Here is a 13,119-nt window from a genome sequence, read left to right on the forward strand (position 1 = left end):
CGTACTAGACATCAATTCAGTAACGCAGGCCACATCGACACGGGGGTCGACAATGAGCGTCGAATCAATGCGCAGCACGGCGGACGCGACCATCCCGCATCCTCGATGGCGTCTTCCCGTTTTCGGCGACCTCTTCGGAATCAGCATCCGCACTCCCCTGCAGAATTCGATGGAGATCGGCAGGCAACTCGGGCCCATCTTCGAGCGCAACGTCCTCGGCAATCGGTTCGTGTTCGCGTCCGGCGCAGACATGGTGGCGGAACTGTCCGACGAATCCCGATTCGCGAAGCACCTGGCGCCCGGCGTCGCATCGCTGCGTGAGGTGGGCGGCGACGGATTGTTCACCGCGTACAACCACGAGCCGAACTGGAGCAAGGCACACAATCTGCTCGCCCCGGCGTTCACGAAATCCGCGATGCGGTCGTATCACCGCACGATGCTCGACGTCGCCGGCGAGCTCACGGAGCACTGGGACCAGCGCGTGGACGGCCCACCCGTCGACGTGTCCTCCGACATGACGAAGCTGACGCTCGAGACCATCGGCCGGACCGGTTTCAGCTACTCCTTCGACTCGTTCACCCGGGAGCGTCCGCACCCCTTCGTGCAGGCGATGGTCGGTGCGCTGAGCCATTCGCAGCGCACCACGTTCGTGAAGTCCACGGCGCTCGGACGACGGCTGGCGCGACGGTCGGATCGCCGCAACGTCGCCAATCTCGAGCACATGGCCGAGGTCGTCGACGAGGTGATCCGCGCCCGCCGGGACAGCGCCGACGCGGGCCCTGAGGACCTGCTCGAACTGATGCTGCGAGCGGCCCGGGAGAACGACCCCAACCGGATCGACGAGTTGAACATCCGCCACCAGGTGGTCACGTTCCTCGTCGCGGGGCACGAGACCACTTCGGGCGCATTGTCGTTCGCCCTCTATTACCTGTCGCGCCATCCCGAGGTGCTCGCCAGGGCGCAGGCGGAGGTCGACGAAGTCTGGGGCGACGACGAGCCGGCATTCGAGCAGATCGCCAAGCTCCGCTACGTACGGAGGGTGCTGGACGAGGCGTTGCGGCTGTGGCCGACGGCCCCCGCGTACGGCCGGGAGGCGACCGTCGACACGACCCTCGTCGGCAAGTACCCGATGAAGGTCGGCGACTGGGTTCTCGTCCTCATCCCTGCCCTGCACCGCGACCCCGTGTGGGGTGCGGATCCCGAGGCGTTCGACCCCGACAATTTCCTGCCCGAGCGCATCCGGTCCCGGCCCGCGCACGTGTACAAGCCGTTCGGGACCGGTGAGCGCGCCTGCATCGGACGGCAGTTCGCCCTCCACGAGGCGGTGCTGGTTCTCGGCACGATCCTGCGCCGGTACGACATCGTGGGCGACCCCGACTACCGGTTGAAGGTCGCCGAACGACTCACCCTCATGCCCGAGGGGTTCACCCTGCAGATACGCCGGCGCTGACCTTGCGATCGGCCTTGACAGCCCTAAAGTGAGGGTTACTATCAAAATATAGTAACTTCCTTTCGAGTGGAGCTGTCATGAGCGCAACGACGGTAAACGAAGTCCCTCGCCGCTGGTGGGCGCTCGGAGCCCTGTCCGTTGCCATGCTGACCATCGGACTCGACATCACGGTGTTGACGGTGGCGCTGCCGACGCTGGCAGTCGATCTCGGGGCGAACAACTCGCAACTGCAATGGTTCAGTTCGGCGTACACGCTGGTACTCGCCGCGGCGCTCCTGCCGGCGGGCGCGCTCGGCGACCGCTACGGCCGCAAGAAGCTTCTACTCGGCGCACTCGTCCTGTTCGGCCTCGCGTCGCTGCTCTGCAGTTGTGCGAGCACGTCGGGGCAGCTGATCGCGGGACGCACCCTGCTGGGGCTGGGCGCCGCGGTGATGATGCCGCTGTCGATGGCGGTACTGCCCGTCCTGTTCCCCGACGCGGACGAACGGTCGCGGGCCCTGACCATCTGGGTGACGTCCACCGCGATCGGCCTTCCCCTCGGGCCGATTCTCGGCGGGTGGCTGCTCGAGAACTTCTGGTGGGGATCGGTGTTCCTCATCAACGTGCCGCTCGTCGTCGTCGGCGCGATCGCCGTCGCGGCCCTGGTACCGGAGTCGCGCAGCGAGGAGCGAGCGACCACCGACTACCTGGGCGCCGTGCTGTCTTCGCTCGGACTACTCAGTCTCACTTACGGTTTCATCAAGTCCGGCCAGGACGGCTGGGGTGACACCCTGGCCTGGACGTCGATCGCGGCGGGCGTGGTGGTGCTGGGGCTGTTCGCGATGTGGGAGCGGCGGTCGCGGCACCCGCTGATCGACATGTCGTTGTTCGCCAGCCCCGGGTTCCGCTGGGGCACGATCTTCACCACCCTCGTCAATTTCGGGATGTTCGGGCTGTTCTTCACGGTGCCTCAGTACTTCCAGGCCGTGCTCGGGGTCGACGCGCTGGGCAGCGGCCTCCGGTTGTTGCCGTTGATCGGCGGTCTGCTGGTGGGCACCCGGCTCTGCGATCAACTGCTGCGCCGGGCCGGCGCCCGGCCGGTCATCGCCATCGGGTTCGCCCTCCTCACCGCGGGACTCGCGGCCGGGGCGACGACCTCCGTCGATTCCGCGTACTGGTTCACCGCGGCATGGATCTCACTCGTCGGCGCGGGAATGGGTTTCGTGATGCCGGCAGCGATGGGCGCAGCCCTGGGCGCGCTGTCGAACGAACGTTCCGGTTCCGGCTCCGCCCTGATCCAGGCGCTGCGGCAGGCGGGCGGCACGATCGGGGTCGCGGTGCTCGGCACCGTCCTCGCCACCCGCTACCGGTCCGAGCTGGGAGACCTGGACGTGCCTCCGGTCCGCGACGGTGTCAACGCCGGTGTCGCGGTGGCCAAGGCGACCGGCGACCCGTCGGTTCTCGAGCACGTCCAGGCGGCGTTCGTGTCCGGGATGGGTCTGATGCTGTGGATTTGCGCGGGCATCTGCGCCGTCGCGGTCGTGCTCGCGGCACGGTTCACGCCCCGCGACACCCCGGCCCGTGCTCAGGATGAGTCAGAATCGGTACATGTCCATTGATGCCCGCCCCGGCCTCCGGGAACGGAAGAAGGCGCGCACGCGGCTGACCATCCGTACCGAGGCGTTTCGGTTGTTCGGCGAACAGGGCTACGCCGAAACCACGATCGAGCAGATCGCGGAGGCCGCGGACGTGTCGCCGAGCACGTTCTTCCGCTACTTCCCCACCAAGGAACAACTGGTCCTCGCCGACGATCTCGATCCGCCCATGATCGAGGCCATCGAGGCGCAACCGCCGGACGTCCCGCTGATCACCGCGTTCCGGAAGGCGGCCGAGTCCGTCTTCGCCGGCCTGTCCGAGGCAGACATGGAGTTCGAGCGGACCCGTCAGGAACTGCTGTACTCGGTCCCGGAGCTGCGCGGGGCCATCATGCAGGAGATGGTGCGCAGCATCGACATGATCGCGGGCGTCACGGCGCGCCGGGTCGGGCGCACCGCCGACGACTTCGAGGTCCGCGCACTCGCCGGGGCCATCGTCGGCGTAGTCCTCGGTGTGGTCGATCTGCTGCCGGGGAATTTGCCGCTCGCCCTGCGCGCACTGGAATTCCTCGAGGACGGGTTGCCGCTCGGGCGGGACACCACGTCGTAAACCCGGCGCCCGATGTCACAGCGGTCTACTTCGACTGCACCGGTGTGACATCGGGCGGGGCTCGGTCAGGCCGCGGCGCGGGCGAGAGCTTCCGTCACGACGTGTTCGGCGATGGCGAGGGACGACGTCGCACCCGGCGACGGCGCGTTCCGGACGTGGATGACGCGGTGGGTTCCGGTGATGACGAAGTCGTCCTCGAGGCTGCCGTCGGCGTTCATCGCCTGCGCGCGGATGCCGCGGGGCCCGCGGGTGACGTCGGCGCGGCGCACGTCGGGCACGTATTTCTGCGCCTCCTTCACGAACTCGCCGGTGCTGAGGACGGTGCGAGCCTCGCGGACCGCCGCCGCCGTGTTCTGCACCGCGAACCGCCAGAATCCGGGAAACCCGACCGCCGACATCAGGTCGGACGCCGACCACCCCCGACGGTCGTAGGCCTCGCGCCCGAAGGCGAGAAACGCGTTCGGGCCGAGCATGATCCGACCATCGATCCGCTTGGTGAGGTGAACCCCGAGGAACGGGTACCGCGGGTCCGGCACCGGGTAGATCAGCCCCTTCACGAGTGAAGAACGTTCCGGCTCGAGCAAGAAGTAGTCACCGAAGAACGGCACCACCCGGGGTGATCGCGGTTCGCCCGACATCAGCGCGACCCGGTCGGACTGCAGTCCGGCGCACGTGACCACCAGGTCGAAGCCCGCACTGCCGTCCCGGGTGGTGACCACCGTGTCCGCCGACCGGCTGTCCAGGCCCACGACCTCCCGGCCGAGCAGCACGCGTCCACCCGCGGCCGTGATGTCCGCGGCGAGAGCCTCCGCGACCGCCACGTAGTCGATGATCGCGGTGTGCGGTGAGTGCACGGCGGCGACGCCCCGTGCGTGCGGTTCGATCTCGGGGATCTCCTCCCCCGGCAGCTTCCGGATACCCGGGACCCCGTTGGCGGTCGCCCTGTCATAGATGGCGTCCATCCGCGCGACTTCGGACGGGTCGCGGGCCACTACCACTTTGCCGCACTCCTCGTAGGCCACACCCTTGTCCTCGGCGTACTGCCGCAGCAGGGTGACACCGCGCCGGCAGAGGCGCGCCTTCAGGCTGCCGGGCGGGTAGTACAGGCCGGCGTGGACGACACCGCTGTTGTGGCCGGTCTGGTGGGCCGCGACCCGGGTTTCCTTCTCGAACACCGTCACCTCGACGCCGTCCACGCGGTGCAGAAGTTCCCGGGCGACCGCCAGACCGATGATGCCGCCGCCGATGACGGCCGCACGAACCTTCGCCATGACCACCCCTCCGTATACCGTTTTCGAGATATCATCGATGGTATGTCGACCACCCCTCGACGCACGTCCTTTCCCGGGCTGGGGCACCTGTCCGATCGGCGTCGAGCGCTGCTGGACGAACTCGTCACCACCCGCCGCGAGCGGGGGCTGACGCAGACCGAGATCGCCGCCCACATGGGCACGTCGCAGTCGGCGGTGGCGCGGCTCGAACGCGGCGACGTCGACCCCCGCCTGTCGACGCTCGAACGGTATGCGGAGGCCGTGGGCCGGACGGTCGACTGGACGATCTCAGCGCACCGGGAGTCATCACCATGATCTGGCCACCACCCACCCCACCGTCCGTCCCGCAGTTCCCCACACCCTGGCAGCCGGATCCGCGGCAGCCGTCGGAACCCGTTCACGGCACGTCGATCGCCCCTGGCCCCGATTGGCTGACCGAGCGCCTGTTCGACAAGCGGATCGTGTCGCTCACCGGCCGACTCGACGCCGAGGCCACCAATCGCGCAGCGGCGTCGCTGGCGCTGCTCGACGCCTCCGGCGACGCAGAGGTCCAGTTGTGGCTGCAGGGCGTCGACGCCGACGTCGATGCAGCGGCGACCCTCCTCGACACCCTGGACCAGATGGGCGTCCCGCTCCACGTCCACTGCCGAGGCGACGTCCGGCGAATGGCGGTGGCGCTCCTCGCGCCGGCCGGCCGGCGGACGGCGGCACCGCATGCCCGCTTCCACCTACGCGAACCGCGGACGTCTTGCGTCGGTCCGGCGTCCGACGTCGCGGTCGCCGCCGAACAGCACGAGCAGCAGCTGCGGCGACTCCAGCAGCGCATCGCCGACTCCTGCGGGCAGCCCCTCGACACGGTGATCGGCGACATGCGCGAGGCCCGGATCCTCACCGCCGACGAGGCCCGCGACTACGGGCTGATCGACACGATCGCCGGCGCCCGGTCCGTCGAAGGCGTGTGATCCGGCAGCCGCGGACCGCGGCCGCGCCTCTTGCGCCCCGCACCTCGGCGGGGGAATCATCCGAGGATGACGGTCGTACGATCGCGCATCACGGTCCACGGGGTGGTGCAGGGCGTCGGTTTCCGCCCGTTCGTCGCACGACTGGCCGAGGAACTCGGCCTGCACGGCCACTGCGGCAACGACGACGTCAGCGTGTTCATCGAGATCGAGGGCAAGCCGGCCGCCGCGTCGGAGTTCGTGCGCAGGCTCCGCACGGACGCGCCGCCGATGGCCGTGATCGTCGACGCGACGGCGCAGCCGGTTCCGGTTCGCGGGGACGAGTCGTTCCGGATCATCGACAGCCTCCACGTCCCCGGCGCGCGGACGCTGGTGTCGCCGGACGTGGCGACCTGCGCCGACTGCCTGCGTGAACTGGCCGATCCCCGCGATCGCCGGTATCGGCACCCGTTCGTCAACTGCACCAACTGCGGGCCGCGGTTCACCGTGATCACCGATCTGCCCTACGACCGGCCCAACACCACGATGGCCGAGTTCCCGCTGTGCGACGCGTGCCTGGCCGAATACCGCGACCCCGCGGACCGCCGATTCCACGCCCAGCCGGTGTGCTGCCCGGACTGCGGTCCGCACCTGTTCGCCGAGATCGACGGACGCCGGTTCGACGGCGACGACGCCGTCCTCACGACGGTCCAGCAGGCGTTGCGGGACGGCAGGATCGTGGCGGTCAAGGGTCTCGGCGGGTTCCACCTCGTGTGCGATGCCGCCGACGCAGACGCCGTGGCGATGCTCCGCGCGCGTAAGCACCGCCCGGACAAACCGTTCGCGGTGATGACGGCGAACCTGCCCGTCGCCGCCGAACTGTGCGACATCTCCGAATCCGAGAGTGCCCTGCTGCGACATCCGTCCAGGCCGATCCTGTTGCTGCGCAAGGGGTGTACCGCGTCGATCTCCGACGGCATCGCACCCGGGATCGACGACCTCGGCGTGATGCTTCCGTACACGCCGCTGCATCACCTGCTCTTCTCCCGGACACCGGGCAGCGACGTCGATCCCCCGCGGGTGCTGGTCATGACGTCCGGCAACCTGAGCGGCGAACCGCTGTGCTTCGACAACGACGACGCCCGCGCCCGGCTGCGGGACATCGCCGACGTGTTCCTGATGCACGACCGCCGCATCGCGGTGCCCTGCGAGGATTCCGTGCTGGCGGTGGAGGACGGGGCGGTGCTGCCGATCCGCCGGTCTCGCGGGTTCGCTCCCCTGCCGGTGGTGCTCCCGGCGCCCGGCCCGGAGATCCTCGCGGTGGGCGCCGAGATCAAGAACACCTTCTGCCTGACCCGGCAGGACTACGCGTTCTGCTCCGCGCATCTGGGCGACATGGGCAGCCTGGAGAGTCAGCACGCCTTCGAGACGTCGGTACGGCAACTGACGCATCTGCACGGCATCGCACCGGAGGCCGTGGTCGCCGACCGGCACCCCGGTTACTCGACGCATCACTGGGCCCGGCGCTACAGCGAGAGAACCGGCGTCCCCCTGCTCACCGTGCAGCATCACCACGCGCACGTCGCGTCGTTGATGGCCGAACACGGGTTGGTCGGGACGACGGTGCTCGGGGTCGCTTTCGACGGAACCGGGTACGGCTGTGACACCACCGTGTGGGGCGGCGAACTCCTGCTGGTCGGCCCGGACATCCTCGACTCCCGGCGGGTGGGTCATCTGCAGCCCTTCTCGCTGCCGGGTGGTGACGCCGCCGTCCGCAATCCGGTGCGGGTGGCGCTGGCCCTGCTCCACGAGTGCGGGATCGCCGACGTCGACGGGCTGCCGTGCGTCGCGGCGATGCCGGCGACGGAGCGTGCGGCGGTGGAATCGCAACTCGTCTCGGGTCTCGGCTGTATAAGGACGACGAGCGCCGGCCGCCTGTTCGACGGGGTCGCGTCCCTGCTCGGGGTGCGGCATCGCATCACCTACGAGGCGCAGGCCGCCATCGAACTCGAGGCGCTCGCCCGGACCGCCGCGCACCCCGCCGATCTGGCGATGGAGGTGGAGAACGACCAGCTCGGACTTCCCCTCCTGCTGTCCGGACTGGTTGCCGGACTACGCGACGGCATGCCGCCGGCGGCGCTCGCACTGGGCTTCCACCATGCCCTCGCGGCCGGGACGGCGGCACTCGTCGACCGGGCCGCCACCGCCACGGGCGCGACCACGATCGGACTCACCGGAGGAGTCTTCCAAAACCGTTTATTCCTCGCACTGGTGAGAGCACACTGGGAGAGCAGCGGTTATCGAGTCCTCACCCACCACCGGGTGCCTCCCAACGACGGAGGACTCTCCCTCGGCCAGGCGGTGATCGGTGCCGCGGCAACCATGCGCGGACCGTGACGTCGGCAGCCCCCGACCGGCCGGCCCGGGACGGGAGCTAGTGGATGACCACCACCGCAGAGGCGGGCGGGCACCTTGTCGACACGGATCTGTCTGCGGATCTCGCTGCCGCAGCGTTGTCCCTGGCCCGCAGATTCCATGACGGCGCGACGCTCTGGGTGATCTCGCCGCAATGGGAACCGCACGCCCATCACGTGGCCGTCGAATTCGTTCACCCGGTGATCATGGGCAAACGGGCGTTGCCGTCGGTGGCGCTCGTCGAACCGGATCCGGTGGCGCAGGCCCGGGTGGCGAGCAGACCCGGCGACATCCTGCTGGCGGTGGCGTCGGCGGACGAGCCCGCGGTGGTCGACGCGATGCGCCGGGCACCGGCGTGGGGCGCGATGACGTTGTGGATCGGGGCGGGCCCCCGACCTCCGGCCGGTGCGGCCAACCACATCCTCTGGGTCGACTCGGACGACCCGATGGTGCCGGCCACCGGGCGTTTCGTCCTCATGTACCACCTGCTGTGGGAACTCACCCACGTCTGCTTCGAGCATTCGGGGCTGCTGAAACCCGAGACCTCGGACTGCGACGAGACGGTCTGCGTCACGTGCAGCGACGAGGGCCGCCTGGGCGAGGTGGTGATCGAGCCCGCCGAGCCCCTCGGTCCGGCCCTGGTCCGCACCGCCGCCGGCGAGGAGTGGGTGGACGTCAGCGTTCTGGGCGACGTCCGGCCGAACGACCTCGTGCTGGTGCATGCGGGCGCGGCAATCACGCGACTCGACGACACGGCTCTCAACGACACGGGTACGGAGGCGGACCGATGACCACGCACGACTCGGAGAGCACCAGCTTCCTGTACCCGTTCATCGACTCGGAGGAGACCGACGCGCAGAGCCTCCTCGACGACCTCGCCGCCTCCGCGCGGGGGAAGGCCACCGAGAGCGCGCGCCTGCAGAAGGAGTCCCTCGACGAATACGGGGACGGCCTCACCGCCGCCGGCATCGACATGGCCGACAGGTTCCGCCGCGGCGGCCGCCTCTACACGTTCGGCAACGGCGGCAGTTCCACCGACGCCGCCACGCTGGCGTCGCTGTTCAGCCGTCCCGCCCGCGGACGCCCGGTGGCCGCCTGGTCACTGGCCGCCGATCAGGCCGTGGTGACGGCCCTGGGCAACGACGTGGGCTTCGATCTGATCTTCAAGCGGCAGATCATCGCCCACGCCCGGGAACACGACGTCGCGATCGCGCTGTCGACGTCCGGCAATTCGGACGATCTGATGACCGCGCTGACCGAGGCCAAGCAGCGGGGTCTGCTCACCATCGGATTCGCCGGGCACGAGGGCGGCCGGATGGCGGCGATGGCGTCTGCCGGCGAACTCGACTTCTGCTACACCGTCCACTCGCAGAGCATCCACCGGATCCAGGAGAGCCACGCGATGCTCGGGTACCGGCTGTGGTCGGTCGCCCAGGACCATATGGCGCGGATCGCTCCCAAATCTGTGGAGGCTTCATGAGCACGACCGAACCGGCCACGTCGGCGGAACGCGAAGACCGCGTCCTCGAGCGGATCGACAAGTTCCGGCAACGCCGTCCCCGGCTGCTCGACGAGGTGGTGACGCTCGCGCACGGTGCGGGCGGAAAGTCGTCGGCGGCGCTGGTGGACGCGGTGTTCGTCGAGGCGTTCCGCAACGACGAACTCGAGCAACTCGGTGACGCGGCCGCGCTGAGCATGCCGTCGGGTGAACGGCTCGCATTCTCCACCGACTCGTATGTGGTTCAGCCGCTGCGCTTTCCAGGCGGTTCCATCGGGCACCTCGCGGTGCACGGGACCGTCAACGATCTGGCCGTCTCCGGCGCGCGCCCGCGGTGGTTGTCGGCGGCGTTCGTCATCGAGGAGGGTTTCCCGATCGCCGAACTGCGGGAGATCGTCGCTGACATGAGCGAGGCCGCGGTCCTGTCGGGGGTGCAGATCGTCACCGGCGACACCAAGGTCGTCGGCAAGGGCGCCGCCGACGGCGTCTACATCTCCACCGCCGGTGTCGGTGTCATCCCGGAGGGCAGGCGGCTGTCACCGGACCTCGTGCGCGCGGGCGACAAGGTTCTGCTGTCGGGGACCATCGGCGCACACGGCATGGCCGTGATGCTCGCCCGCGGCGACCTGGCCATCGAGGCCGACATCGCCTCCGACACGGCCCCCGTCAATTCCTTGGTGGAGGCGTTGCTGGAGGCAGCCCCGTCGACGCGGTGGATGCGGGACGCCACCCGCGGCGGTGTCGGCACCGTGTGCAACGAACTGGCGCACGCCTCGCAACTCGCCGTCATCATCGACGAGCACTCCCTGCCCATCGAGCCTCAGGTGCTGGGCGCCTGCGACATGCTCGGCATCGACCCGCTGTATGTGGCGAACGAGGGCAAGTTCGTCGCGGTCGTCGCGGCGGAGGAGGCGGACGCAGCCGTCGCGGCGTTGCGGGCCCATCCGCGGGGAGCCGATGCCGCTGCGGTGGGCGAGATCCTGGCCGAGCCGCCGGGCATCGTCGCACTGCGAACCTCGTTCGGCGGCAGCCGGATCGTCGACATGCTCGTCGGCGACCCGCTTCCCCGAATCTGCTGACGTACAGCCCGAGAGGAGAACCACGATGTGTCTGGGGATACCCGGTCAGGTGGTCGACATCGTCGATGCCGAACAGCATCTGGCGAAGGTGGACGTGAACGGCGTCCAGAGAACGATCAGTGTGCGACTGCTCGCCGAAGAAGGTCTCGTCGTCGGTGACTGGGTGCTCGTACACGTCGGTTTCGCGATGGCGAAGATCGACGAGATCGAGGCGCAGCTGACGTTGGATCAGGTGCAGAAGATGGGCGCCGACTACGTGAACGAGATCGACGCGTTCAACTCGTCCGAAATCGCGTGACTACAGCAAGAACGAGGTAACAGGGATGAAGTTCGTCGACGAATTCCGGGACCCGGCGGCGGCGCGCGCCCTGGTCAAATCCATCACCGAACTGGCCCGCGGCGACGAGTTCAAGTTCATGGAGGTGTGCGGCGGCCATACCCACACGATCTATCGGCACGGCATCGAGCATCTGCTGCCGGAGACCGTTGAACTGGTGCACGGCCCCGGATGTCCGGTGTGCGTCATCCCGATGGGCCGCGTCGACGACGCCATGTGGCTCGCCGAGCAGCCCGGCGTCATCTTCACGACGTTCGGCGACATGATGCGGGTGCCCGGATCCAAGGGCAATCTCATCGAGGCCAAGGCCCGCGGCGCGGATGTCCGCTTCGTGTATTCGCCGCTGGACGCACTCAAGGTGGCCCTCGACAACCCCGACCACCAGGTGGTGTTCTTCGCCGTCGGTTTCGAGACCACCGCGCCGTCCACTGCGGTGACGCTGGTCCGCGCGCGGGCGCTGGGTGTGAAGAACTTCAGCGTGTTCTGCAACCACGTCACGATCGTTCCGCCGATCAAGGCGATCCTCGAATCCCCCGACCTCCGGTTGTCGGGTTTCCTCGGTCCCGGCCACGTGTCCACCGTCGTGGGGCTGCGCCCGTACCGGTTCGTGAACGAGGTGTACGGGAAGCCGATGGTGGTCGCGGGTTTCGAGCCGCTCGACATCCTCGCGTCGGTGCACATGCTGCTCCAGCAGATCCGTGAGGGTCGCTGCGAGATCGAGAACCAGTACAAACGGGTGGTGCGCGCGGAGGGCAACGTGCAGGCGCTGAAGCTGATGGCCGAGACGTTCGAGTTGCGACCGCACTTCGAGTGGCGCGGGCTCGGTTTCATCTCGCACAGCGCGCTCAAGGTCCACCGCGACTACGTCGAGTTCGACGCCGAGGAGAAGTTCTCGATGCCGGGTGTCCGCGTCGCCGATCCGAAGGCCTGCCAGTGCGGCGAGGTTCTCAAGGGCGTCATCAAACCGTGGGAGTGCAAGGTCTTCGGGACGGCCTGCACACCGGAGACCCCGATCGGCACGTGCATGGTCTCCCCGGAAGGTGCGTGCGCCGCCTACTACAACTTCGGCAGGCTGCACCGCGAGACGGCCCAATTGCTCGGTCAGCGAGGCTGACCGGTGATGCCGCGCGAACACACGATGCCGTCAGGGCACCGCGTGTTCGCGCAGTACGCGCACGCCCCGAACGCCCTGGGCTACTGCGGCCCTCCCGGTTCGGAGCGACTGCAGGCGGTCGCGTGCGGTGGGGCGCCGGACACCGACGTGGTGTGTTTGGCGAAGCAGTTCAGCGGCGCGTGGCCGTACCAGGAGGTGATCGCGCGACTGGCCGGGATCCCGGACCCCTTGGACGAGAGCGTCGTTCGTGCCTACTGGACCGCGGACGAGCTCTCCGACCGCATCGACCGCGCCGAATTCGGCGTCCAACTACTCGCCCGCCTCGCGTCGCAGGCCGGCCAGTACTGGAAGCACCTCACGGAGGACCTGCTCGGGGAGGCGGCGCCCACCCACAACTTTCACGTGTTCGCGGTGTATCCGTGGTCGCGGTTGCTGCACACCGGAATGCCTCAGCCGCTGCAGGTTCTCGACTCGTGCCGCATCCGCTGGGGTGAGGTGGTGGGTCTCGATCACGATCGTGCCGTGGTCCGGTCCCGGCGACTGCAGTGGGACGGTACCCGGCTGTCCCTCGGGCCCGAGCAGGACGACCCGGCCGACTACCGCGTGCCCGAAGGGGCTTTCGTCGCCGGCCTGACGGTCGGCGACCACGTCGCGCTGCACTGGGATTTCGTGTGCGACCGCCTCGACGCCGATCGGGTCGGCAGGCTACGCAGGCAGACGGAATGGCAACTTGCACAGACCAATCAGCGGCTTGTCGGGGAGGTGTCCCCAGCCACTCCGAAACGGACCGGCGCGAATGTTTCTCAGTTACCATGACTACAACTCACGGCCTG

At 68.7% G+C, this 13,119-nt stretch carries 13 protein-coding genes; 12 read left to right on the top strand and 1 reads right to left on the bottom strand.

What is annotated here, in order from left to right:
- Positions 1 to 52: 52 nt before the first annotated feature.
- The 3 genes from H0B43_RS11975 (at position 53) to H0B43_RS11985 (ending at position 3,634) form a co-directional block, all read left to right on the top strand.
- Entirely contained in the window at positions 53 to 1,450 is a 1,398-nt protein-coding gene (locus H0B43_RS11975; protein WP_185727689.1) for a cytochrome P450, read from the top strand.
- Positions 1,451 to 1,527: 77 nt separating this feature from the next.
- Complete coding sequence (locus tag H0B43_RS11980) at positions 1,528 to 3,048, top strand: MFS transporter (protein WP_185727688.1); 1,521 nt, start codon at positions 1,528 to 1,530, stop codon at positions 3,046 to 3,048.
- Entirely contained in the window at positions 3,038 to 3,634 is a 597-nt protein-coding gene (locus H0B43_RS11985) for a TetR family transcriptional regulator (RefSeq protein ID WP_185727687.1), read from the top strand. The genes H0B43_RS11980 and H0B43_RS11985 overlap by 11 nt, the downstream gene beginning before the upstream one ends.
- Positions 3,635 to 3,699: 65 nt before the next feature.
- On the opposite strand, the gene lhgO is transcribed toward H0B43_RS11985, so the two are convergent.
- Positions 3,700 to 4,905, bottom strand: coding sequence for an L-2-hydroxyglutarate oxidase (gene lhgO / locus H0B43_RS11990; RefSeq protein WP_185727686.1), 1,206 nt, complete (start codon positions 4,903 to 4,905; stop codon positions 3,700 to 3,702).
- Positions 4,906 to 4,947: 42 nt separating this feature from the next.
- On the opposite strand from lhgO, the gene H0B43_RS11995 reads away from it, so the two are divergent.
- The 9 genes from H0B43_RS11995 (at position 4,948) to H0B43_RS12035 (ending at position 13,102) form a co-directional block, all read left to right on the top strand.
- Entirely contained in the window at positions 4,948 to 5,220 is a 273-nt protein-coding gene (locus tag H0B43_RS11995; protein ID WP_185727685.1) for a helix-turn-helix transcriptional regulator, read from the top strand.
- Positions 5,217 to 5,867: an ATP-dependent Clp protease proteolytic subunit gene (locus H0B43_RS12000; RefSeq protein ID WP_252189819.1), complete on the top strand. Its 651-nt coding sequence runs from the start codon at positions 5,217 to 5,219 to the stop codon at positions 5,865 to 5,867. The genes H0B43_RS11995 and H0B43_RS12000 overlap by 4 nt, the downstream gene beginning before the upstream one ends.
- Before the next feature lie 66 nt (positions 5,868 to 5,933).
- Complete coding sequence (hypF, locus tag H0B43_RS12005; RefSeq protein ID WP_185727684.1) at positions 5,934 to 8,240, top strand: carbamoyltransferase HypF; 2,307 nt, start codon at positions 5,934 to 5,936, stop codon at positions 8,238 to 8,240.
- A gap of 44 nt (positions 8,241 to 8,284) precedes the next feature.
- A complete protein-coding gene (locus H0B43_RS12010; protein ID WP_185727683.1) occupies positions 8,285 to 9,049 on the top strand; it encodes a hydrogenase assembly protein HupF in 765 nt (254 codons plus the stop codon).
- Positions 9,046 to 9,738 carry an SIS domain-containing protein gene (locus tag H0B43_RS12015; RefSeq protein ID WP_185727682.1) on the top strand — a complete coding sequence of 231 codons (693 nt, stop codon included), beginning with the start codon at positions 9,046 to 9,048 and terminating at the stop codon, positions 9,736 to 9,738. The genes H0B43_RS12010 and H0B43_RS12015 overlap by 4 nt, the downstream gene beginning before the upstream one ends.
- A complete protein-coding gene (gene hypE / locus H0B43_RS12020; RefSeq protein WP_185950061.1) occupies positions 9,735 to 10,835 on the top strand; it encodes a hydrogenase expression/formation protein HypE in 1,101 nt (366 codons plus the stop codon). The genes H0B43_RS12015 and hypE overlap by 4 nt, the downstream gene beginning before the upstream one ends.
- Before the next feature lie 25 nt (positions 10,836 to 10,860).
- Positions 10,861 to 11,133 (top strand): HypC/HybG/HupF family hydrogenase formation chaperone, encoded by a 273-nt coding sequence (locus tag H0B43_RS12025; RefSeq protein ID WP_005244643.1) that lies wholly within the window; start codon positions 10,861 to 10,863, stop codon positions 11,131 to 11,133.
- A 25-nt stretch (positions 11,134 to 11,158) separates the two neighbouring features.
- A complete protein-coding gene (hypD, locus tag H0B43_RS12030) occupies positions 11,159 to 12,286 on the top strand; it encodes a hydrogenase formation protein HypD (protein WP_185727680.1) in 1,128 nt (375 codons plus the stop codon).
- Positions 12,287 to 12,310: 24 nt separating this feature from the next.
- A complete protein-coding gene (locus H0B43_RS12035) occupies positions 12,311 to 13,102 on the top strand; it encodes a DUF6390 family protein (RefSeq protein WP_185730006.1) in 792 nt (263 codons plus the stop codon).
- The last annotated feature ends 17 nt before the right edge of the window (positions 13,103 to 13,119 follow it).

Origin of the sequence: Rhodococcus sp. 4CII, assembly GCF_014256275.1 — a bacterium.
GTDB classification, from domain to species: Bacteria; Actinomycetota; Actinomycetes; order Mycobacteriales; family Mycobacteriaceae; genus Rhodococcus_F; species Rhodococcus_F wratislaviensis_A.

Bases quoted from the DNA above. Each gene is read 5' to 3' on its own strand.
- H0B43_RS12025 (WP_005244643.1), top strand. From the start codon at position 10,861: ATGTGTCTGGGGATACCCGGTCAGGTGGTCGACATCGTCGATGCCGAA.
- H0B43_RS12015 (WP_185727682.1), top strand. From the start codon at position 9,046: ATGACCACGCACGACTCGGAGAGCACCAGCTTCCTGTACCCGTTCATC.
- lhgO (WP_185727686.1), bottom strand. From the start codon at position 4,905: ATGGCGAAGGTTCGTGCGGCCGTCATCGGCGGCGGCATCATCGGTCTG.
- hypD (WP_185727680.1), top strand. From the start codon at position 11,159: ATGAAGTTCGTCGACGAATTCCGGGACCCGGCGGCGGCGCGCGCCCTG.
- H0B43_RS11995 (WP_185727685.1), top strand. From the start codon at position 4,948: ATGTCGACCACCCCTCGACGCACGTCCTTTCCCGGGCTGGGGCACCTG.
- hypE (WP_185950061.1), top strand. From the start codon at position 9,735: ATGAGCACGACCGAACCGGCCACGTCGGCGGAACGCGAAGACCGCGTC.
- hypF (WP_185727684.1), top strand. From the start codon at position 5,934: ATGACGGTCGTACGATCGCGCATCACGGTCCACGGGGTGGTGCAGGGC.
- H0B43_RS11980 (WP_185727688.1), top strand. From the start codon at position 1,528: ATGAGCGCAACGACGGTAAACGAAGTCCCTCGCCGCTGGTGGGCGCTC.
- H0B43_RS12000 (WP_252189819.1), top strand. From the start codon at position 5,217: ATGATCTGGCCACCACCCACCCCACCGTCCGTCCCGCAGTTCCCCACA.
- H0B43_RS12010 (WP_185727683.1), top strand. From the start codon at position 8,285: ATGACCACCACCGCAGAGGCGGGCGGGCACCTTGTCGACACGGATCTG.
- H0B43_RS12035 (WP_185730006.1), top strand. From the start codon at position 12,311: ATGCCGTCAGGGCACCGCGTGTTCGCGCAGTACGCGCACGCCCCGAAC.
- H0B43_RS11985 (WP_185727687.1), top strand. From the start codon at position 3,038: ATGTCCATTGATGCCCGCCCCGGCCTCCGGGAACGGAAGAAGGCGCGC.
- H0B43_RS11975 (WP_185727689.1), top strand. From the start codon at position 53: ATGAGCGTCGAATCAATGCGCAGCACGGCGGACGCGACCATCCCGCAT.